This window comes from Pseudomonas sp. LB-090624 (assembly GCF_003205205.1).
Taxonomy (GTDB): domain Bacteria; phylum Pseudomonadota; class Gammaproteobacteria; order Pseudomonadales; family Pseudomonadaceae; genus Aquipseudomonas.
On the sequence record NZ_QJRL01000035.1, the window covers coordinates 15,767 to 35,582 of the forward strand.

The 19,816-nt window shown below is 62.7% G+C and carries 15 protein-coding genes and 1 pseudogene; 10 read left to right on the plus strand and 6 right to left on the minus strand.

The genetic code is table 11. The features are described 5' to 3' along the window. Positions 1 to 52: 52 nt before the first annotated feature. The gene (gene cadR, locus DMX11_RS22730) at positions 53 to 496 is read right to left on the minus strand and encodes a cadmium resistance transcriptional regulator CadR (protein WP_010955676.1); all 444 of its coding nucleotides are present in this window, start codon (positions 494 to 496) and stop codon (positions 53 to 55) included. An 83-nt stretch (positions 497 to 579) separates the two neighbouring features. On the opposite strand from cadR, the gene DMX11_RS22735 reads away from it, so the two are divergent. The 5 genes from DMX11_RS22735 (at position 580) to DMX11_RS22755 (ending at position 7,653) form a co-directional block, all read left to right on the plus strand. Then, on the plus strand, positions 580 to 2,799 hold the full coding sequence (locus DMX11_RS22735; RefSeq protein WP_110747113.1) for a heavy metal translocating P-type ATPase: 2,220 nt from the start codon (positions 580 to 582) through the stop codon (positions 2,797 to 2,799). A 9-nt stretch (positions 2,800 to 2,808) separates the two neighbouring features. Beyond that, positions 2,809 to 3,678: a LysR family transcriptional regulator gene (locus DMX11_RS22740; protein WP_110747115.1), complete on the plus strand. Its 870-nt coding sequence runs from the start codon at positions 2,809 to 2,811 to the stop codon at positions 3,676 to 3,678. Positions 3,679 to 3,824: 146 nt separating this feature from the next. Continuing rightward, positions 3,825 to 4,883, plus strand: coding sequence for a putative 2-aminoethylphosphonate ABC transporter ATP-binding protein (locus DMX11_RS22745; protein ID WP_110747117.1), 1,059 nt, complete (start codon positions 3,825 to 3,827; stop codon positions 4,881 to 4,883). Between the two features lies 1 nt (position 4,884). Further along, on the plus strand, positions 4,885 to 6,609 hold the full coding sequence (locus DMX11_RS22750) for a putative 2-aminoethylphosphonate ABC transporter permease subunit (protein ID WP_110747120.1): 1,725 nt from the start codon (positions 4,885 to 4,887) through the stop codon (positions 6,607 to 6,609). Positions 6,610 to 6,627: 18 nt separating this feature from the next. Continuing rightward, the gene (locus DMX11_RS22755; protein WP_110747122.1) at positions 6,628 to 7,653 is read left to right on the plus strand and encodes a putative 2-aminoethylphosphonate ABC transporter substrate-binding protein; all 1,026 of its coding nucleotides are present in this window, start codon (positions 6,628 to 6,630) and stop codon (positions 7,651 to 7,653) included. A 121-nt stretch (positions 7,654 to 7,774) separates the two neighbouring features. On the opposite strand, the gene DMX11_RS22760 is transcribed toward DMX11_RS22755, so the two are convergent. Next, positions 7,775 to 9,139, minus strand: coding sequence for a GTPase/DUF3482 domain-containing protein (locus DMX11_RS22760; protein ID WP_110747124.1), 1,365 nt, complete (start codon positions 9,137 to 9,139; stop codon positions 7,775 to 7,777). Further along, complete coding sequence (locus DMX11_RS22765) at positions 9,132 to 10,523, minus strand: DUF2868 domain-containing protein (RefSeq protein ID WP_110747126.1); 1,392 nt, start codon at positions 10,521 to 10,523, stop codon at positions 9,132 to 9,134. Before DMX11_RS22765 ends, DMX11_RS22760 begins: the two co-directional genes overlap by 8 nt. 54 nt (positions 10,524 to 10,577) lie before the next feature. Here DMX11_RS22765 and DMX11_RS22770 point away from each other — a divergent pair, with 54 nt between their 5' ends. After that, positions 10,578 to 11,093, plus strand: coding sequence for a dihydrofolate reductase (locus DMX11_RS22770; protein ID WP_110747128.1), 516 nt, complete (start codon positions 10,578 to 10,580; stop codon positions 11,091 to 11,093). Positions 11,094 to 11,225: 132 nt separating this feature from the next. On the opposite strand, the gene DMX11_RS22775 is transcribed toward DMX11_RS22770, so the two are convergent. After that, positions 11,226 to 12,617: an L-cystine transporter gene (locus DMX11_RS22775; RefSeq protein WP_110747131.1), complete on the minus strand. Its 1,392-nt coding sequence runs from the start codon at positions 12,615 to 12,617 to the stop codon at positions 11,226 to 11,228. 244 nt (positions 12,618 to 12,861) lie between these two features. On the opposite strand from DMX11_RS22775, the gene DMX11_RS22780 reads away from it, so the two are divergent. The 3 genes and pseudogenes from DMX11_RS22780 (at position 12,862) to DMX11_RS22790 (ending at position 15,360) form a co-directional block, all read left to right on the plus strand. Then, a complete protein-coding gene (locus DMX11_RS22780) occupies positions 12,862 to 13,917 on the plus strand; it encodes a haloacid dehalogenase-like hydrolase (protein WP_110747133.1) in 1,056 nt (351 codons plus the stop codon). Positions 13,918 to 14,032: 115 nt separating this feature from the next. Next, a pseudogene (locus DMX11_RS22785) lies at positions 14,033 to 14,272 on the plus strand (DarT ssDNA thymidine ADP-ribosyltransferase family protein); the annotation flags it as partial. Further along, positions 14,272 to 15,360 (plus strand): macro domain-containing protein, encoded by a 1,089-nt coding sequence (locus DMX11_RS22790; protein WP_110747137.1) that lies wholly within the window; start codon positions 14,272 to 14,274, stop codon positions 15,358 to 15,360. The pseudogene DMX11_RS22785 and the gene DMX11_RS22790, both read left to right, overlap by 1 nt. A gap of 70 nt (positions 15,361 to 15,430) precedes the next feature. Here the strand turns inward: DMX11_RS22790 and ilvD are convergent, their stop codons facing one another. Beyond that, complete coding sequence (gene ilvD, locus DMX11_RS22795) at positions 15,431 to 17,272, minus strand: dihydroxy-acid dehydratase (RefSeq protein ID WP_060544907.1); 1,842 nt, start codon at positions 17,270 to 17,272, stop codon at positions 15,431 to 15,433. Between the two features lie 478 nt (positions 17,273 to 17,750). On the opposite strand from ilvD, the gene DMX11_RS22800 reads away from it, so the two are divergent. Next, the gene (locus tag DMX11_RS22800; RefSeq protein WP_110747139.1) at positions 17,751 to 18,407 is read left to right on the plus strand and encodes a magnesium transporter; all 657 of its coding nucleotides are present in this window, start codon (positions 17,751 to 17,753) and stop codon (positions 18,405 to 18,407) included. 59 nt (positions 18,408 to 18,466) lie between these two features. Here the strand turns inward: DMX11_RS22800 and DMX11_RS22805 are convergent, their stop codons facing one another. Next, positions 18,467 to 19,663, minus strand: a complete 1,197-nt coding sequence (locus DMX11_RS22805) for a class I SAM-dependent rRNA methyltransferase (RefSeq protein WP_110747141.1) — start codon at positions 19,661 to 19,663, stop codon at positions 18,467 to 18,469. Between the last annotated feature and the right edge of the window lie 153 nt (positions 19,664 to 19,816).

The following is a 19,816-nucleotide window of genomic DNA, read 5'->3' on the forward strand; positions in this document are numbered from 1 at the left end:
CCTGCATTGTTTGAACTGGCCTCTTCGCGGGTTCACCCGCGAAGATTCTGGTTCAATGCCCGTGACTTCGCCCCACATGCGAATGTTCGGTATCCGGTACCGATACCGCCCCGTTCGTCTCCAGTTGCTGCAAGATCGCGCATTCACTCCCCTGCGCGTTGCAGCGCCGCCGCAGCTCCACCAGCTGCTCCTGCAATGCCACCAAGCCATCGATCCGCGCCTGAACATGCTCGATATGCTCGTCGATCAGCGCATTGACGCTGCCGCACGCGTCGTCGGGGCTGTCGCGCAGGCGTAGCAGGCTGCGAATTTCGTCCAGGGTCATGTCCAGCGTGCGGCAGTTGCGGATGAAGGTCAGCCGCTCCACATGGGCCTGGGTGTACAACCGGTAGTTGCCCTCGCTGCGCGCCGGCTCTGGCAGGAGGTTTTCCCGCTCGTAGTAGCGAATGGTCTCCACCGCGCAGTCAGTGGCTTTGGCCAGCTCTCCGATCTTCATCACCCAATCTCCAACAAGTGGCTTGACCCTATAGTGGCTACAGGGTGTTCACTTGGCAACAGGCTCAATTTAAGGATGACCCCATGAACCAGCCTGTCAGCCACGAACACAAGCACGACCACCACGCCCACGCCCACGGTTGCTGTGGCGCTGCCGCTGCGTCCGCCACCGTGCAACTTCGCGAAAACCCCAGCAGCCATGCCCGGCTCAGCCGTTTCCGCATCGATGCCATGGACTGCCCCACCGAACAGACCTTGATCCAGGACAAGCTGGGCAAGCTGGCGGGTATCGAACAGCTGGAATTCAACCTGATCAACCGCGTGCTGGGCGTGCGCCATACCTTGAATGGCACTGCCGATATCGAACGTGCCATCGACAGCTTGGGCATGAAGGCCGAGCCTATTGGCGCCGAGGACGACGGCAGTGCCAATGCGCCGCAACCTGGCAGAACCCGCTGGTGGCCGCTGGCATTGTCAGGTATTGCCGCGATCACCGCCGAAATCGTGCACTTTTCTGCACTCGCTCCGGAGTGGATGGTGGCGGCCCTGGCGCTGGTGGCGATCCTCGGTTGCGGCCTTGGCACCTACAAGAAGGGCTGGATTGCCCTGAAAAACCGCAACCTCAACATCAACGCGCTGATGAGCATCGCCGTGACGGGTGCGGTACTGATCGGCCAGTGGCCGGAGGCGGCGATGGTGATGGTGCTGTTTACCGTTGCCGAACTGATAGAGGCACGCTCACTGGACCGCGCGCGCAATGCCATCAGTGGGCTGATGCAATTGACCCCGGACATGGCCACGGTGCAGCAGGGTGATGGCCAATGGCGCGAAGTGGAGGTGCGTGAAGTGGCCGTCGACGCGTTGGTGCGAGTGCGCCCTGGCGAGCGTATTGGCCTTGACGGTGAAGTGATCAGTGGGCAATCGAGCGTCGATCAGGCACCGATCACCGGCGAAAGCCTGCCTGTTGAGAAGGGGGTGGGCGACAAGCTGTTCGCGGGTACCATCAACCAGGCGGGGGCGCTGGAGTTTCGCGTTACCGCCACTGCCGGGCAATCGACCCTGGCGCGGATCATCAAGGCCGTCGAGCAGGCGCAAGGTGCGCGAGCGCCTACCCAGCGCTTTGTCGATCGTTTCTCGCGCATCTATACCCCGGCGGTGTTTGCCGTAGCCTTGGCGGTTGCGGTCATCCCTCCGCTGTTCATGGCCGGCGCCTGGTTCGACTGGGTTTATCGCGCCTTGGTGCTGCTGGTGGTGGCTTGCCCATGCGCCCTGGTGATTTCGACCCCGGTGACCATCGTCAGCGGCCTGGCTGCTGCCGCGCGCAAAGGCATCCTGATCAAGGGCGGCGTGTACCTGGAAGGCGGCCGTCACCTGGATTACCTGGCCCTCGACAAGACCGGCACCCTCACCCATGGCAAACCGGTACAGACGGATGCCAAGGTTCTGCAGCCGCTGTTCGAAGATCGGGCGCAGGCCTTGGCCGCCAGCCTGGGCGAGCGCTCGGATCACCCGGTATCCCGCGCCATTGCCCAGTTCGGCAAGGCGCAGGGCCTGGCCTTTAGCGAGGTTGACGACTTTGCGGCCTTGGCCGGGCGTGGCGTGCGCGGCACCATCGACGGAGAGGTCTACCACCTGGGCAATCATCGCCTGGTCGAGGAACTGGGGCTGTGCTCACCTGAGCTGGAGGCCCGCCTGGATGCGCTGGAGCGTCAGGGCAAGACCGTCGTGCTGCTGCTCGACCGCTCTGGCCCGCTGGCGCTGTTCGCCGTGGCCGACACGGTCAAGGACAGCAGCCGGCAGGCCATCGCCGAGCTGCATGAGCTGGGTATCAAGACGGTCATGTTGACCGGCGACAATCCGCATACCGCCCAGGCCATCGCTGCCGTGGTGGGTATCGATCGCGCCGAAGGCAACCTGCTGCCTGCTGACAAGCTGACAAGCATTGAGGCTTTGTATGCCCGGGGCCATCGGGTGGGCATGGTCGGTGACGGCATCAACGACGCGCCGGCGCTGGCCCGTGCCGAGATCGGCTTTGCCATGGCGGCGGCCGGTACCGATACAGCCATCGAAACTGCCGACGTGGCGCTGATGGACGACGACTTGCGGAAAATCCCTGCCTTCGTCAGGCTGTCGCGCCAAAGCGCGGCGATCCTCATGCAGAACATCGTTCTGGCGTTGGGCATCAAGGCGATATTCCTGGCGATCACCTTTGCCGGCATGGCCACCATGTGGATGGCGGTGTTCGCCGACATGGGCGTAAGCCTGCTGGTGGTGTTCAACGGCTTGCGCCTGTTGCGCAAATAGGGGACGTGCATGCTGAGTGCTGAGCTGAAAGCCTTCTACATGGTGGCCCGTCTGGGCAGCATCACCCTGGCGGCGAAGAAGCTTGGCCTCAGCCAGCCCACGGTGACCACGCAGATTCGCAACCTGGAGAGCCAGTACGCCGTGGAGCTGTTTTACCGCGGCGGGCGGCGCCTGGTGCTGAGCGAGGAGGGCGTGCGCCTGCTGCCGATGGTCAAGGCATTGTTGCAGCAGGAGGCCGACATCGAGTTTGAACTGCGTAACAGCGGCCAGGCTCAGGGCAGCCTGCGCATTGCGGCCACGGCGCCTTACTACATTCTTGACCTGGTGAAGATCTACCGCGAACGCCTGCCGCAGGTGGAAGTGGCGGTAGAGATCGGCAACTCGCAGCAAGTGCTGGAGATGCTCGAGGACTACCGGGTGGATATCGCCGCCTCGTCGCAATTGCTGGAAGACGCCCGGCTGGTGCGGCGGGTGCTGGGCATTGACCCGTTGGTGGTGGCGGTGCACCGCAATCATCCGCTGGCGCGTCGGCAAGCGGTGTCGATCGAAGTGGTGGCCGGGCATTGCCTGCTGATGCGCGAGAAAGGCTCGACCACGCGCAAGCTGACTGAGCAGATGTTGCAGGCGGCCGGGGTCGAGGCAGGGACTGTGCTGGAAATTGGCAGCCGCGAGTCGATCCGCGAGGCGGTACTGCGCAACATCGGCATCAGCGTGATAGCCCGGCATGAAGTGCCGCACAACCCGGAGCTGCGGGTGCTGGCGCTGGAGAATGCACCGGTGATGCACGAGTACCTGTATTGCCTGAAAGAACGACGCCAAGCCCGGTTACCGGCGGCATTTCTGGGGGTGGCGCAGGAAGTGGCCGGTTCGCACCTCTGACAGCCCCAGCGTGACTGCCGGCGATCGTGCCCACCAAGGCCAATACAAAATCTGCCTATACCACTATCACCCGCTTTTGCCTTTACGCCACAGAACGTTCGCACAGCCTTCCTAGCATGGGCCCATCTCTTCGATGAGGCCTTGCCATGCACTCCACCACCTCCGGCGCACCGATGAAAGTGCGCAATATCCACAAGCGCTTCGGTGCTTTCACTGCGCTCAACGATGTCTCGCTGGACATCGCCGCCGGCGAACTGGTGTGCCTGCTCGGCCCATCCGGCTGTGGCAAGACCACGCTGCTGCGCTGCATCGCCGGCCTGGAGCGTCAGGACCGCGGCACGCTGTATATCGGTGAGCGGGATATCTCCGAGCTGCCGCCCCAGGCGCGTGACTACGGCATCCTGTTTCAGTCCTATGCGCTGTTTCCCAACCTGACGGTCGAGGCCAACATCGCCTACGGCCTGACCGGCAGGGGCCGCGAGCAGGCCCGCCAGCGGGTGGCGGAAATGCTCGAACTGGTAGGTCTTTGCGGTAGCGAAAAGAAATACCCGGGCCAGCTTTCCGGCGGCCAGCAGCAGCGCGTGGCCCTGGCCCGGGCATTGGCGCCGGCACCTTCGCTGCTGCTGCTCGACGAGCCGATGTCGGCGCTTGACGCCCGGGTGCGTGAGCATTTGTGCAGCGAACTGCGTCAGCTGCAACGCCAGTTGGGCATTACCACGCTGATGGTGACCCATAACCAGGACGAGGCGATGCTGATGGCCGACCGCATTGCGGTGATGAACAACGGCCAGGTCGAGCAGTACGCCACCCCGCAGGAAATCTACGACCAGCCAGCCACGCCGTTCGTGGCCGAGTTCGTCGGCCAAGGCAACTGGCTGCCGTTCCAGCGCAGCGGTGACAGCCATGCCCTGGTCGGCGGCCTGAACATGCGCCTGGCCCCGGACTCGGCCCAGGCCAGCAGCGGGAGGCTGTTCTGCCGCCCGGAGGCAATCACGGTCAACCCGGCGGTGCACGAAGAAAACCTGTTCCCGGCCAAGGTCCGCGAGATTACCTTCCTGGGTAACCGCTGCCGCATGAGCTTCGAACTCAAGGCCCTGCCAGGCCATTCCCTGATGGCCGAGCTGTCCCCCGAGGCAATGCCGCGCCTGGGCTCGCAGGATATCTGGGTGGTGCTGCCGCCGCAGAGCCTCCAGGTGTTTGCCTGAGATGGCCGCGCCAATGTCCCTGCCGTTGAGCCAGGCCAAAGCCACGCCGCGTGCTGGCGTCGCCCTGGGTGACCAGTTGTTCGTCGTCGGCGGCAAGAGCCTGCTGCTGATTCTTCTGGTGCTGGCAGTGTTGCTGCCGCTGTTGGCGATCTTCTGGCGAGGCTTCAGTGCTGAAGCAGGGCAGGGCGGCGGCCTGCTGGCGGCCCGTGAACTGTTCGCCAGCGACACTTTCCACTGGTTGCTCGGCAACAGCCTGTCGGTGGCCCTCACCGTCGCGGCCATCGTGGTGCCGCTGGCCTACCTGTTTGCCTATGCCCTGCAACGTACGCTGATCCCGGCCAAAGGCCTGTGGCGGGGGATATCGCTGCTGCCGCTGCTGGCGCCGTCGATGCTGCCGGCCATTGCCCTGGTCTATTTGTTCGGCAACCAGGGGCTGTTGCGTGGCTTGTTCAGCGACAACATCTACGGCTTCTGGGGCATCGTGCTGGGCGAGGCCATCTACACCTTCCCGCATGCGCTGATGATCCTGCTGTCGGCGCTGTCGCTGGCGGATGCCCGGCTGTTCGATGCAGCTTCCAGCATGGGGGCTGGGCCAGGCCGGGCGTTCACCAGCATTACCTGGCCAGCCACGCGCCAGGCGGTGTTCGCCGCATTCTGCCTGGTCTTCACCCTGACCATCACCGATTTCGGGGTCCCGGTTGTGGTCGGTGGCGACTATCAGGTGCTGGCACTGGAAGCCTACAAGGCGGTGGTCGGCCAGCAACAGTTCGGGCGTGGTGCGCTGATCGGCATGGTGCTGTTGATCCCGGCACTGTTCAGCTTCAGCGTCGATGCCTGGCTGCGTCGGCGCCAGGGCGAGGCCATGAGCGGACGCGCCCAGGTGTTCGAGCCCAAGCCGTCGCGCGGCCGTGATGCCTGCTTCCTGGCGATTGTGCTGCTGGTGTGTGCGGCGCTGCTGCTGGTGATTGGCATGGCCGTGTATTCCTCGCTGGTCACTTTCTGGCCCTATAACCTTTCATTGTCGCTGCGCCATTACCTGTTCGAGGACACCGCAGGCGGCGGCTGGCTGGCTTATCGCAACAGCGTGACCATGGCAATCTGCACCGCGCTGATCGGCAGTATCCTGATCTTCACCGGTGCCTACCTGATGGAGAAGACCCAAGGCCAGCGGCTGCTCAACCAGGCATTGCGCCTGCTCAGCTTCATCCCCATGGCCGTGCCTGGGCTGGTGCTGGGGCTGGGTTACGTTTTTTTCTTCAACCTCAACGGTAATCCGTTGCATGTGCTGTACGGCGGCATGGGGCTTTTGGTGGTGTGCACCGTCGCCCACTACCTGACAACCGCGCAGATGACCGCAACCACCGCGCTGCGCCAGCTCGACGGCGAGTTCGAGGCCGCCGCCCTGTCGCTGAAGGCGCCGTTGTACAAGCATTTTTTGCGGGTGACCTTGCCGATCTGCCTGCCGGCCCTGCTGGACATCATCCGCTACCTGTTCGTCTCGGCGATGACCACCGTGTCGGCAGCGATTTTCCTGTATAGCCCCGACACCCTCCTGGCCGCCGTTGCCGTGCTGAACATGGACGACGCCGGCAACGTTGGGGGTGCCGCAGCCATGTCCACCTTGATCCTGCTGACCAGTGCCGGCGCTTCACTGCTGCTGGCCGCAGCCTCACGCGGCCTGTTGCGCCGCTCCCAAGCCTGGCGCCAACGCGCCGCGACCGTCTGACCTGTAAGGAATCTACCCATGTACAAGCACCTTGCACTTGCCGCTGCCGCTTCCGCCGTGTTCAGCCTGCAGGCGTCGGCCGCCGATACCCAGCTGACGGTCTACACCGCGCTGGAAGCCGAACAGCTGAAGACCTACAAGCAGGCCTTCGAGAAGGCCAACCCGGATATCGAGATCAAGTGGGTACGTGATTCCACCGGCATCATCACCGCCAAGCTGCTGGCAGAAAAAGAGCGCCCGCAGGCCGATGCGGTGTGGGGCCTGGCGGCATCCAGCCTGGCCATCCTTGACCAGGGCGGCATGCTCGAAGCCTATGCACCCAAGGACTTGGGCAAGATCGCGCCCAATTACCGCGATGCTGCCAACCCGCCGGCCTGGGTCGGTATGGACGTCTGGGCCGCGACCATCTGCTTCAACACCATCGAGGCCGAAAAGCAGGGCCTGAGCAAGCCGGTGAGCTGGCAGGACCTGACCAAGCCCGAGTACAAGGGCAAGATCGTCATGCCCAACCCGGCCTCATCGGGTACCGGCTTCCTGGATGTAAGTGCCTGGTTGCAGACCTTTGGCGAGCCGCAGGGTTGGGCGTACATGGATGCGCTGCACCAGAACATCGGCCAGTACGTACACTCGGGCTCCAAGCCGTGCAAGCTGGCGGCGGCGGGCGAGTTCCCGATCGGTATTTCGTTCGAATACCCGGCCGTGCAGCTCAAGCGCCAGGGTGCGCCGCTGGATATCGTGCTGCCCAAGGAAGGCCTGGGTTGGGAGATCGAAGCGACTGCCGTGATCAAAGGGTCGCCCAAGGCGGATGCGGCCAAGCGCCTGGCGGATTTCTCGGCCAGCCCGGCGGCCATGGAGTTGTACAAGCAAAACTTCGCGGTATTGGCTGCGCCGGGGGTTGCCAAGCCACAGACCGAGTTGCCGGCGGACTATGAGCAGCGGTTGATCAAGAATGACTTTGCCTGGGCCTCGAAGAACCGTGACCAGATCCTGGCCGAGTGGCGCAAGCGCTATGACGGCAAGTCGGAGAAGGTGGCAGCGCAGTGATTGGGTGAGGCTGGTGTGTGTCCGCCTTGAGGTTTTTGTCGCCTGTTAGATCGAGCGCCGCCCGCGCGGCGCTCGATCTCACAGGTGACACCTCCTTCAAGGCATGCACCTCGCATCCCCCTCAAATCTGCGAAACCAGTGCCTCCAGCTGTTCCTGTCGCTCAGCCTGATTCAGCTTCGCCCCAGGATTCAGGGTGGACCACTGCGGATGCGCCCGCGCTTTGACCAGCGCCTCTGGCAACTTGCCCTCGCGCCAGGTCTTTTCATCCAGCTCACCCAGCCTGATGCTGTCCTGCGCCGCATGCCCGCGGCTATCCAGCGCCACCATCAACTGCTGCTGACGCAACGCCAGCAAGCGCAATACGGTGTCGTCAACGGTCAGTTCCCGCTTGCCCTTGAGCTTGCCCATCAACCGCGCGCCATAATTGCGTGCTGTTTGCAGCGCGCCACCGGCTATTGCCCCCGCCAGCGCTGCCGCGCCCAAGGTAAGCCCTCCAACCAGCAGATCGACCCCGGCCCCGGCCGCAGCCCCCGCCGCCACGCCGCTGCCCAGGCGCACGCCCAGCAGTTTCAAGGTCTCGGGATTGAACAGGTCATCGCCCCAGCGGCCATCCAGCAATGGCAGGTCGTTGGCATGAGCATCCTCGCGGCGGAAGGCATAGAGCTTGAGCAAGGCTTCGACGCAACGCTGTTCACGGTGGCGTATGTCTTGGCGCAACGCTTCGATCGCCCGGGCTTCGGCAACTGGCTCGGCCTCGACGCTACGCCGGCAGGCGGCGCAGTCCAGCAACAGCTCGGCAATCAGGCGCTTGCCGCTGTGCTGGCGGGCCAGGCGCTGCGCCTGTTGGTCGTCGATCAGCCGCTGCAGCGCAGGGCGGGCGTTTTCCAGCAGCAGGGCCAGGCTTTCGTACAAGCGGCGCTCGCCATCCTCTGGCGGGGCCACGCTGTCGAACCGCACCAATGCGTGAAGCCCAAGCCGTGCAAGGGCTTCACGCCATTGCGGCTCGCGGTGCTGGTGGCTGGCGACGAAGTTGAGCACTGGTAACAATGGCTTGCCGCAACTGGCCAGCACTTCCAGTTCGTCACGATATTTGGCCAGCACCGGCTCGCGTGCATCGATCACATACAAGCCGGCATCGCTGGCCAGCAACTGGCGCAGCACTTTGGCCTCCTGTTCGAATCGCTGGCGCGCTTCGCTGCCCTGCAAAAAACGCTCGAGACGGGCCGGACCGTCCAGGCGCTCGCCCGGGCGCTCCAGGCGTTCGAGGTAGTCGAGCAGGGCAATGGCGTCCTCCAGGCCCGGCGTGTCGTAAAGCTCCAGCAAGGGTTCGCCGTCCACTGAAAGCCGCGCGCCTTCGACATGGCGAGTGGTACTGGGGCGGTGGGATACTTCGCCAAAGCCGACGTCGCGGGTCAGGGTGCGCAGCAGCGAGGTCTTGCCGACGTTGGTGTGGCCGACCACGGCCAGTTTCAGTGGCTCAGTCATGGCCATGCTCCAGCCAGGTCAACGGTGAGGTGTCGGCATGCTGCAGGCCAAGCCGGTCGAGGGCTTCGTGCCAGTCACCAAGGCGCTGGGCATCGAGCGCCTGGCCAGGTGCTGCCTGCAGCAGCCAGATACGGGTAGCCCCGGCATTACGTGCCAGCTCGGCGAGCAGCGCCAGGCTGCCGCGGTCGGGCGAGCGGCGTGGGTCGCAGGCGATGGCCAGGCGTGCCGGCGGGAAGCGACTGAGCTGCTCCAATAGCCGGTTGCGTGATTCGCGGCTGTCGAGCACGCCGGCATCGGTCACGCTTTTGGGCAAGGCGGGCGGCCATGGACGTTGGTCGTCCAGCTCCAGGCCGACCAGCAGGGCGCCGCTGCTACCACCTTCCAGCTGGCCTGCGGCAAACTGCGGCAAGGCTTGCGGGGCGGCGTCCTGCACCCCGATGCGCTCGCTGCGCGGCATCAGCGCTTCGCGCAGTTGTGCGTAACCGGGCAGGCTCAGGTCCAGCGTGAGGCGCTGACGGCCTTGGCGCCAACGCCAAAAGCACAGCCCGGCCAGCAGCAGGCGTGGCAGCAGGCCGTACACCAGCACCACGCCTAGCAGCCAGCTGGCCCAGGCCTGACGCGCCAGGTCGAGGGCCGGCAGGCTGTCGCCGCTGGCTCGAATCATGGCTACATCGGGCACTGCAAAGCCCAGCAGCGAGGGCACGGCCCCCAGCACCTGGGTCAGGTGAATGAACGGGTCGGCAGCGAGCAGGGTGGTTTCCCAGACAAAGCCATAGCGCCGAGTGGCCAGCAGGGCCAGCAGCATGCCCAGCGCGCACAGCATCGCCAGCAGCCACAGGGCATGCACCAGCAGGCCGAGCAGCCAGCGGTTCAGGCGCTGGCGTTGCAACAGCACCAGCAGCGCTGGCGCCAAGTGCGCAGCCTTGGCATCGCGGGCAAAGCGCTCGCTCAGCCACAGCCACAGGCGGCCCAGCCCCGCGCCATGCTCGCCGCTCAGGGCAAAGCCGATGGACCAGCCCAGCAGTGTCAGCAGGTTCAGCCCGAGCAGGCTGCCCAGTGCCCAGAATACGTTGACCGGGCGCTGGCCGTCGCCGAGGGCGGCCAGTGCCAGGCCGGCGCCGCTGAGCACGGCGAGCAGCAGCAAAGCCAGCAGCGCCAGGCGCGCGCCCTGCTTCCAGTGGCGCAGGGCGGTGGTGATGCCGTCGCGCTCTGCCAGGAACAGCGCCCGGCTTTCGATGCGTGTCGCCAAGTCGCCGCCGAGCTGGCGCGCATGGCGGTTGGCTTCCTGGTCTTCCAGCAGGCCGGCATGTTCCTCGCGCAGGCGGACCGCTTCGGTGAGCCAGCGCTTGTCCAGTGATGTCGGTGCAGTCACAAGGTCTTCCATTGCACAGGTCAGGGCAGAAGCATAACCCACACGGCCGGTGCTATCCTCGCTGGCATGAATACATCACTCCCCCTCAGCCTGATCGCGGCTCACGCCGAGAACCGCGTGATCGGCATCGACAATTCCATGCCCTGGCACCTGCCGGGGGACTTCAAGTACTTCAAGGCGACCACCCTGGGCAAGCCGATCATCATGGGGCGCAAGACCTGGGACTCGCTGGGGCGGCCGCTGCCCGGGCGGTTGAACATCGTGGTCAGCCGCCAGGTAGGGCTGCAGCTCGAGGGTGCCGAGGTGTTCGGCTCGTTGGAAGAGGCGCTGGTGCGCGCTGAGCAGTGGGCGCGTGAGAAAGGCGTCGACGAGCTGATGCTGATAGGCGGCGCGCAGCTGTATGGGCAGGCGCTGGAGCAGGGCCTGGTCAGCCGCATGTACCTGACGCGGGTGGAATTGGCGCCAGAGGGGGATGCGTGGTTCCCGGCGTTTGATGAAGGGCAGTGGAGGCTGACTTCTAGCGAGGCACAGGCTGAGGCAGGTAAGCCGGCTTATCACTTCGAGGTTTGGGACAAGGTTTGAGGTTGTCGGGGCCAGCTTTGCAGCCCTGCGCGGGTAAACCCGCTATTACAGACGACTGCTGGCTGTTCAAATTTTGAGCAAGACCCGAAGTGCTTTGTCGCGTAAGGGGCGCAACGCGCCCCTGGCGAGCTGTCAGGTATGGCTCAGCTCGGCATGCTCATCGCCGGCCAGCACTGCCTTGTCGGTTTCTTTCAGCAGTTGGCTGGTCACCACGCCCGCCGTCATCGAACCGTTGACGTTCAGCGCCGTACGGCCCATGTCGATCAGCGGCTCCACCGAAATCAGCAACGCCACCAACTCTACCGGCAGGCCCATGGCCGGCAGCACGATCAGCGCGGCGAAGGTGGCGCCGCCGCCGACCCCGGCAACCCCTGCCGAACTCAGCGTGACGATGGCCACCAGGGTGGCGATCCACAGCGGGTCGAAGGTATCGATACCCACCGCTGGCGCGACCATCACCGCCAACATGGCAGGATAGAGACCGGCGCAGCCGTTCTGGCCGATGGTGGTGCCGAACGAGGCGCTGAAGCTGGCGATCGACTGCGGCACACCGAGGCGACGGGTTTGGGCTTCGATGTTCAGCGGGATGCTGGCAGCGCTGGAGCGGCTGGTGAAGGCAAAGGTCAGCACCGGCCACACCTTGCGGAAGAAGCGCAGTGGGCTCACGCCGGTGGCGGCGAGGATTACGGCATGTACCACGAACATCAGCGCCAGGCCCAGGTATGACACCACCACGAAGCTGCCAAGCTTGAGGATGTCTTCCATGTTCGAGCTGGCTACCACCTTGGTCATCAGCGCCAGAACGCCATACGGGGTCAGCTTCATCACTACCCGCACCAGGCGCATCACCCAGGCCTGCAGGGTGTCGATGGCCGCCAGCGCGCGCTCGCCTTTCTCGGCATCGTCCTTGATCAGTTGCAGTGCAGCCAGGCCAATGAACACGGCGAAGATCACCACGCTGATGATCGAGGTCGGTTTGGCCCTGGCCAGGTCGCCTACTGGGTTGCTGGGGATGAATGACAGCAGCAGTTGCGGGATATTCAGGTCGGCGACCTTGCCCGCGTAGTCGCTGTGGATAACTTGCATGCGTGCGCTTTCCTGGGCGCCGGCTACCAGCCCCTCGGCGCTGAGGCCGAACAGGTTGGTCAGCACGATGCCGATCAGTGCGGCAATGGCGGTGGTCAGCAGCAGCGTACCGATGCTCAGCACGCTGATGCGGCCCAGCGACGAAGCGTTGTGCAGGCGTGCCACGGCACTCAGGATCGAGGCGAAGATCAGCGGCATGACAATCATCTGCAACAGGCCGACGTAGCCGTTGCCCACCAGGTCGAGCCAACCGATGGTGGCCTTGAGCACCGGGTGGCCAGCGCCATAGAGGGTATGCAGGACCAGGCCGAAGACCACGCCCAGCAATAGGCCAAGCAGCACCTTCTTGGCCAGGCTCCAGTCTGTGCGGCGGGTTCGTGCCAGGCCTAGCAACAGGGCCAGGAACGCCAGCAGGTTAAGTGACAGCGGCAGGTTCATTGAAGCTCCAGCAGAAAAAAGCAGAAATGGCATCGCCTCTGCGAGCGATTCCGAACGGAAATGCTAACAGCCTGAAAACAAACGACTTTATACCCAAATAGAATTTGCATAGTCGTTTATGGAATAACGATGTGTCGCAAATTGCAATAAACACGGCGTTTGCTGGTGCATGGAGGTCGTTATCAAGGGTTGTGGATGGAGGTTGTTGCACTAGCGTTTCTGGGTCATTTCAGGAGATTCGCACATGAAAGTCGCTGTGAAAGCCGCCGCCATCGGCCTGTCCCTGCTGTTCAGTATCGAAACCTTCGCCACCGAGCTGAAGCATTGGCCGGCCGAGGCCGCCAAGCAGCTAGACAGCATGATTGCCGCCAACGCCAATAAAGGTAACTACGCGGTGTTCGACATGGACAACACCAGTTACCGCTATGACCTGGAAGAAGCCTTGCTTCCGTTCATGGAAAACAAGGGCCTGCTGAGCCGCGACAAGCTCGACCCTTCGTTGAAGCTGATGCCGTTCAAGGACACTGCCGAGCACAAGGAAAGCCTGTTCAGTTACTACTACCGGTTGTGCGAGATCGACGACATGGTCTGCTACCCGTGGGTGGCCCAGGTGTTTTCCGGCTTTACCCTCAAGGAGCTCAAGGTGCAAGTGGATGAACTGATGGCTTTGACCAAGCCGATCCCCAGCACCTATTACGAAGGCGACCAGATCAAGGCTATCGAGGTCCAGCCGCCCAAGGTCTTCAAGGGCCAGGCCGAGCTCTACAACAAGCTGATGGAGAACGGCATCGAGGTCTACGTGATCTCTGCTGCCTCCGAGGAGTTGGTGCGCATGGTCGCGTCAGATCCCAGGTACGGCTACAACGTGAAGCCGCAGAACGTGATTGGCGTGAGTCTCCTACTCAAGGACCGCGCCAGCGGCCAGCTGACCACTGCGCGCAAGCAGATCGGCGCTGGGCACTACGATGCCAAGGCTAACGAGGGCCTGGAGCTGACCCCTTACCTGTGGACCCCGGCCACCTGGATGGCGGGCAAGCAGGCGGCGATCCTTACCTACATCGATGAATGGAAGAAACCGGTGCTGGTGGGCGGCGACACCCCGACCAGCGATGGCTACATGCAGTTTCATGGCGTGGATGTGGGCAAGGGCGGCATCCACCTGTGGATAAACCGCAAGGCCAAGTACATGGACCAGTTGAACGGGATGATTGCCAAAAACGCGGCGGCACAGGCCAAGGAAGGATTGCCGGTGACTGCGGACAAGAACTGGGTGATCGTGACGCCGGAGCAGATACAGTAGGAAATCCGCGGTGTACTTCGCCCGGTCGAGCTCTGGCAGGTATGTCGATGGGAGGGGTTCATCAGGATCGGCTTGATGAGGTGTTCGTACTGGTCGCCGTCGAGCGCAGTCATGGGCTAAGAAGGACAAAATTGACTGGCAGATTCTGCAGTCCAGGGATTTCAAGCGTGACCCTGATGATCCACGAAAAATGGAGCGCTATCAGGCTGAGGCCTTGATCCATGGGCACGTGCCGGTAGCTGGCCTTCTGGGGATTGTCTGCTACAACGAAGCATTGCAACGTCGTGTCGACCAGGAGGTCCGGCAACGCCAACTGGATCTCTCCGTCTATGCTCGACCTGGGTGGTATTTCTGATGATTCGCTTCACGAAAGGTAACCTGCTGGAGGCAAACGCCGAAGCGCTGGTTAATACAGTCAACACCGTAGGGGTGATGGGAAAAGGCATTGCGCTGATGTTCAAGGAGCGCTTTGCTGAGAACTATCGCCTCTATTCGGCTGCCTGCAAAGCGAACGAAATCGTTACGGGAAGGATGTTCATCACCGAGGTTCGTGAGCTAGATGGCCCGCGATGGATCGTGAACTTTCCTACCAAATGCCATTGGCGCAAGCCTTCTCAGATTGCTTGGATTACCGAGGGACTGCATGACCTGCGGAATTTCATTGTTGCCAATAATGTAAGCTCCATAGCTATTCCTCCGCTAGGGGCGGGTAACGGAGGGTTACCTTGGGCTGCTGTCCGTGAACAAATCGGGCTGATTCTTGGAGACTTGGACGCCGATGTACTGGTTTTTGAGCCCATTGGTCAGTACCAGAATGTGTCCAAGCGCAATGGTGTCGAAAAACTGACCCCTGCCCGAGCGCTCATCGCAGAACTGGTTCGTCGATACTGGGTTCTCGGAATGGAGTGCAGCTTGCTGGAGATCCAGAAGCTGGCCTGGTTCCTGGAGCGTTCAGTTGAGTACTTCACGCCGAATGATAACCCGCTCAATTTCAAGTTTGATCCCCACATCTACGGTCCATACACTCATCGACTAGTGCATTTGCTGAACGATCTTGATGGGAGTTATCTGCATTGTGAAAAACGTATCGGTGATGCAGGCCCACTGGATGTGATCTGGTTCGATGAGGGTCGTAAGGCCTTCGTTGATACGTATTTGAACAGTGAGGCAAAAGCATACTTGCCAGCGTTAGAGTTCACCGCTGAGCTGATCGACGGCTTTGAATCACCGTTTGGCATGGAGCTTTTGGCCACAGTCGACTGGTTGCTTTATCGGGATGGGGTGACGCCGACGGTTGAAGGCGTTCGAGAAGGCTTGAAGAATTGGTCGGGCGGTAAGGAAGCCGCCGTCCGTAAGAGCGGACTCTTCGATGATGATTCTTTGGCGGTTGCTCTCAAAAAGCTTTCAGTGTTCCGGGCTCAAGAAAATGCGCAAGTGCATTGATTGATCTAATTGGAAATGGAGAACCGGCGCTCAAGGCGCCGGTTCTTGTTTCAGGCGGGCCTAACGTGCTTTACAGCCCTTCAAGCATCGCCTTGTTACGTACTGCACCCTTGTCGGCACTGGTGGCCAGCAGGGCATAAGCCTTCAGTGCGGTAGTCACCTTGCGTGGGCGTACTTCTGCCGGTTTCCAGCCTTTCTTGTCCTGCTCGACGCGACGTTCGGCAAGCTCTTCGTCGCTGACCAGCAGGTTGATCGAACGGTTCGGAATGTCGATCAGCACCTTGTCGCCGTCACGTACCAGGCCGATCGCGCCGCCTGCAGCAGCTTCTGGCGAGGCGTGGCCGATCGACAGGCCCGAGGTACCGCCCGAGAAGCGGCCGTCGGTGAGCAGGGCACAAGCCTTGCCCAGTCCCTTGGACTTCAGGTACGAGGTCGGGTAGAGCATTTCCTGCATGCCCGGGCCACCTTTCGGGCCTTCGTAGCGGATGATCACGATGTCGCCGGCCTTCACTTCATCAGCGAGGATGCCACGCACGGCGCTGTCCTGGCTCTCGAAGATCTTTGCGGTGCCTTCGAACACGTGAATCGACTCGTCGACACCGGCGGTTTTCACAACGCAGCCATCCAGGGCGATGTTGCCGTACAGCACGGCCAGCCCGCCTTCTTGCGAGTAGGCGTGCTCAAAGCTGCGGATGCAGCCGTTTTCACGGTCATCATCCAGGGTCTCCCAGCGGGTCGACTGGCTGAATGCGGTCTGAGTCGGGATACCGGCAGGGCCGGCTTTGAAGAAGGTGTGCACGGCTTCGTCATCGGTCTGGGTGATATCCCATTTGGCGATGGCTTCTTCCATGCTGCGGCTGTGCACGGTCGGCAGGTCGGTGTGCAGCAGGCCGCCGCGGGCCAGCGAACCGAGGATGCTGAAGATGCCGCCGGCGCGGTGCACGTCTTCCATGTGGTACTTCTGGATGTTCGGCGCCACTTTGCACAGCTGCGGCACTTTGCGCGACAGGCGGTCGATATCGCGCAGGTCGAACGCCACTTCACCTTCCTGTGCCGCTGCCAGCAGGTGCAGGATGGTGTTGGTCGAACCGCCCATGGCGATGTCGAGCATCATGGCGTTCTCGAACGCCTTGAAGTTGGCGATGCTGCGTGGCAGGACCGACTCGTCGTTCTCGCCGTAGTAGCGCTTGCACAGCTCGACGATGGTGCGGCCGGCCGTGAGGAACAGCTGCTCGCGGTCGGCGTGGGTGGCCAGGGTCGAACCGTTGCCCGGCAGAGCCAGGCCCAGGGCTTCGGTCAGGCAGTTCATCGAGTTGGCGGTAAACATGCCGGAGCACGAACCGCAGGTCGGGCAGGCACTGCGCTCGTATTCAGCGACCTTCTCGTCGGAGGCCGTGGAGTCGGCCGCGATGACCATGGCATCGACCAGGTCCAGGCCGTGGCTGGCCAGTTTGGTCTTGCCGGCTTCCATCGGGCCGCCAGAAACGAAGATCACCGGGATGTTCAGGCGCAAGGCGGCCATCAGCATGCCGGGGGTGATCTTGTCGCAGTTGGAGATACAGACGATGGCGTCGGCGCAGTGGGCGTTGACCATGTATTCCACGGCGTCGGCAATGATCTCGCGGCTTGGCAGCGAGTACAGCATGCCGTCGTGGCCCATGGCGATACCGTCGTCGACCGCGATGGTGTTGAATTCCTTGGCCACGCCACCGGCGCGTTCGATTTCGCGGGCGACCAGCTGGCCCAAGTCCTTCAGGTGCACGTGGCCCGGAACGAACTGGGTGAACGAGTTGGCGATGGCGATGATCGGTTTCTTGAAGTCTTCGTCCTTCATCCCGGTTGCGCGCCACAGGGCACGGGCGCCGGCCATGTTGCGGCCTTGGGTGGAAGTCTTGGAACGATAATCAGGCATGAAACACTCCTGGCGGCTTAATCAGGTCACAAAAAGGGGAGTGAGCTTCTCTTGTCCTTTGTGCCGCAGGCCGGTTGCCACTGGCACGGATGGGGCCGAAGACCGCGCGGGATCGCCGCGTGCTTGGCCAGAGCTCATAAACCCGCCGGGGATGACTGGCGATGAATAGGCCGATTCTACACCGCTGGCGCGGCGAGGGAATGAAGATGTGCCTGGGCGGTGACTTTGGCCTGTTGGCCGGTACTTGTAGGACGCTTCCGAAACGGGGTGCAAGGGGCTGACCAGCCGGCTCCGAACGCCTATTATCCGGCCGCCGCATGTGCGGTATCACGAGACACATCCTCAATGGACCTTCCCAGTTACCGGTTCTACCCGAACCTGCAATCTGGCACTGAGCGCGCCGCCGCCAGGGCTGCCGAAGGCTTGAGCCCGCAAGGCTGAAGTCTGTAGGCGCCTGCGTTGGCGCCTGGAGAACTTCATGCAACATCAAATCGATAAAAACATCCTTCAGCCGGACACCCTGGCAGCCCTCGAAACCCAGCGGCGCGAGGTGACCGAGGACTTCCACAAAGGCGCGTCGATCACGAACCACGTTGGCAACCTGCGGGATGCGACACTGGGGCTGCTGTACCGCAAGCGAGTGCTATGGCTGGTGTTGCTGGTGTTCGGCAACCTGTTTTCGGGGGCGGGTATTGCCGCCTTCGAAGAAACCATCGCCGCACACATTGCCCTGGTGTTCTTCCTGCCGTTGCTGGTGGACAGCGGCGGCAATGCCGGTGCCCAGTCGGCAACGCTGATGGTGCGCGGGCTGGCGACAGGCGAGGTATTCATGCGCGACTGGTGTCGCATGCTGGGTCGCGAATTCGGCGTGGCCCTGGCGCTGGGCTGCACCATGGCATTGGCGGTAGCGTTTCTGGGAGTACTCCGCGGAGGCCCGCAAATTGCCCTGATCGTCGCCAGCAGCATGGTCGTGATCGTGCTGGTCGGCAGCCTGATCGGCATGAGCCTGCCGTTCCTGCTAAGCCGTTTCAAGCTGGACCCTGCCACCGCCAGCGGGCCGCTGATCACGTCGATTGCTGATGCGGCAGGGGTGCTGGTGTACTTCGGCATTGCGACGCAGGTGCTGGATATCTGATGCGGTTCTGAACGGGCTTCACCGGCCATTGGGGGCGGTGAAGCCCGTACATCGCTGTATCAGCTGTTTGGCAGCAAGCGGCAGGTGATGCTTTTGATGTAGCGGGTTTCGGCGATGGCCGGGTGAACCGGGTGGTCAGGGCCCTGACCGCCGCGCTCGAGCAACTGCATGTTGCGGTCCAGGTGACGGGCGCTGGTCAGCAGAATGTTGTGCAGGTCGTCCTCGGGCAGGTGCATCGAGCACGAGGCGCTGACCAGGATGCCATCCTTGCTCAGCATGCGCATGGCCTGTTCGTTCAGGCGGCGGTAGGCCGCTTCGCCGTTTTTCAGGTCTTTTTTGCGCTTGATGAAGGCGGGTGGGTCAGCAATGATCACGTCGAAGCGCTCTTCGGCAGCCTTGAGCTCGCGCAGGGCCTCGAATACATCACCTTCGATGCAGGTGAGCTTCTCGCTGATGCCGTTCAGCGCGGCGTTACGCTCCACACCATCCAGGGCAAAGCCCGAAGCATCGACGCAGAATACTTCGCTGGCGCCGAATGCGCCGGCCTGCACGCCCCAGCCACCGATGTAGCTGAACAGGTCGAGTACACGCTTGCCCTTCACGTAGGGGGCCAGGCGCGCACGGTTCATGCGGTGGTCGTAGAACCAGCCAGTCTTCTGGCCTTCACGAACCGGGGCTTCGAACTTGACACCGTTTTCTTCCAGCGGCACCCAGTCTGGCACTTCGCCGTAGACGGTCTCGACATAGCGCTGCAGGCCTTCGGCGTCACGGGCGGCGGAGTCGTTCTTGAACAGGATGCCGCTTGGCTTGAGCACTTGCACCAGGGCAGCGATCACGTCGTCCTTGTGCGCTTCCATGGTGGCCGATGCCAGCTGTACCACGAGAATGTCGAAGAATCGATCGACCACCAGCCCAGGCAGCAGGTCGGAATCGCCGTAGACCAGGCGGTAGCAAGGCTGGTCGAACAGGCGCTCGCGCAGCGAAAGGGCGACGTTCAGGCGGTGTACCAGCAGCGACTTGTCCAGTGGCAGCTTGATGTCGCGCGACAGCAGCCGGGCGCAGATAAGGTTGTTCGGGCTAAGGGCGACGATGCCCAGTGGCTTGCCGTTGGCTGCCTCGAGAATGGCCTGCTGGCCGGCCTGGAAGCCTTGCAGTGGGGTCGCGCTCACATCGACTTCGTTGCTGTAGACCCACAGGTGGCCGGCGCGCAGGCGGCGGTCGGCATTGGCTTTGAGGCGAAGGCTGGGCAGGGACATGACGTCGCTCCGGGAAAAAGAGCGGGATTATAGCGTGTCTGCCTGGTCTTCGCCTTCAGAGGTGTAGTGCCTGTCAAGGCGAGCCCCAGGGGGGTAAAATCGCCGGTCCTAACCGAGTATGCACGTATGTCCCAAGAACTCAGCGCCGAACAG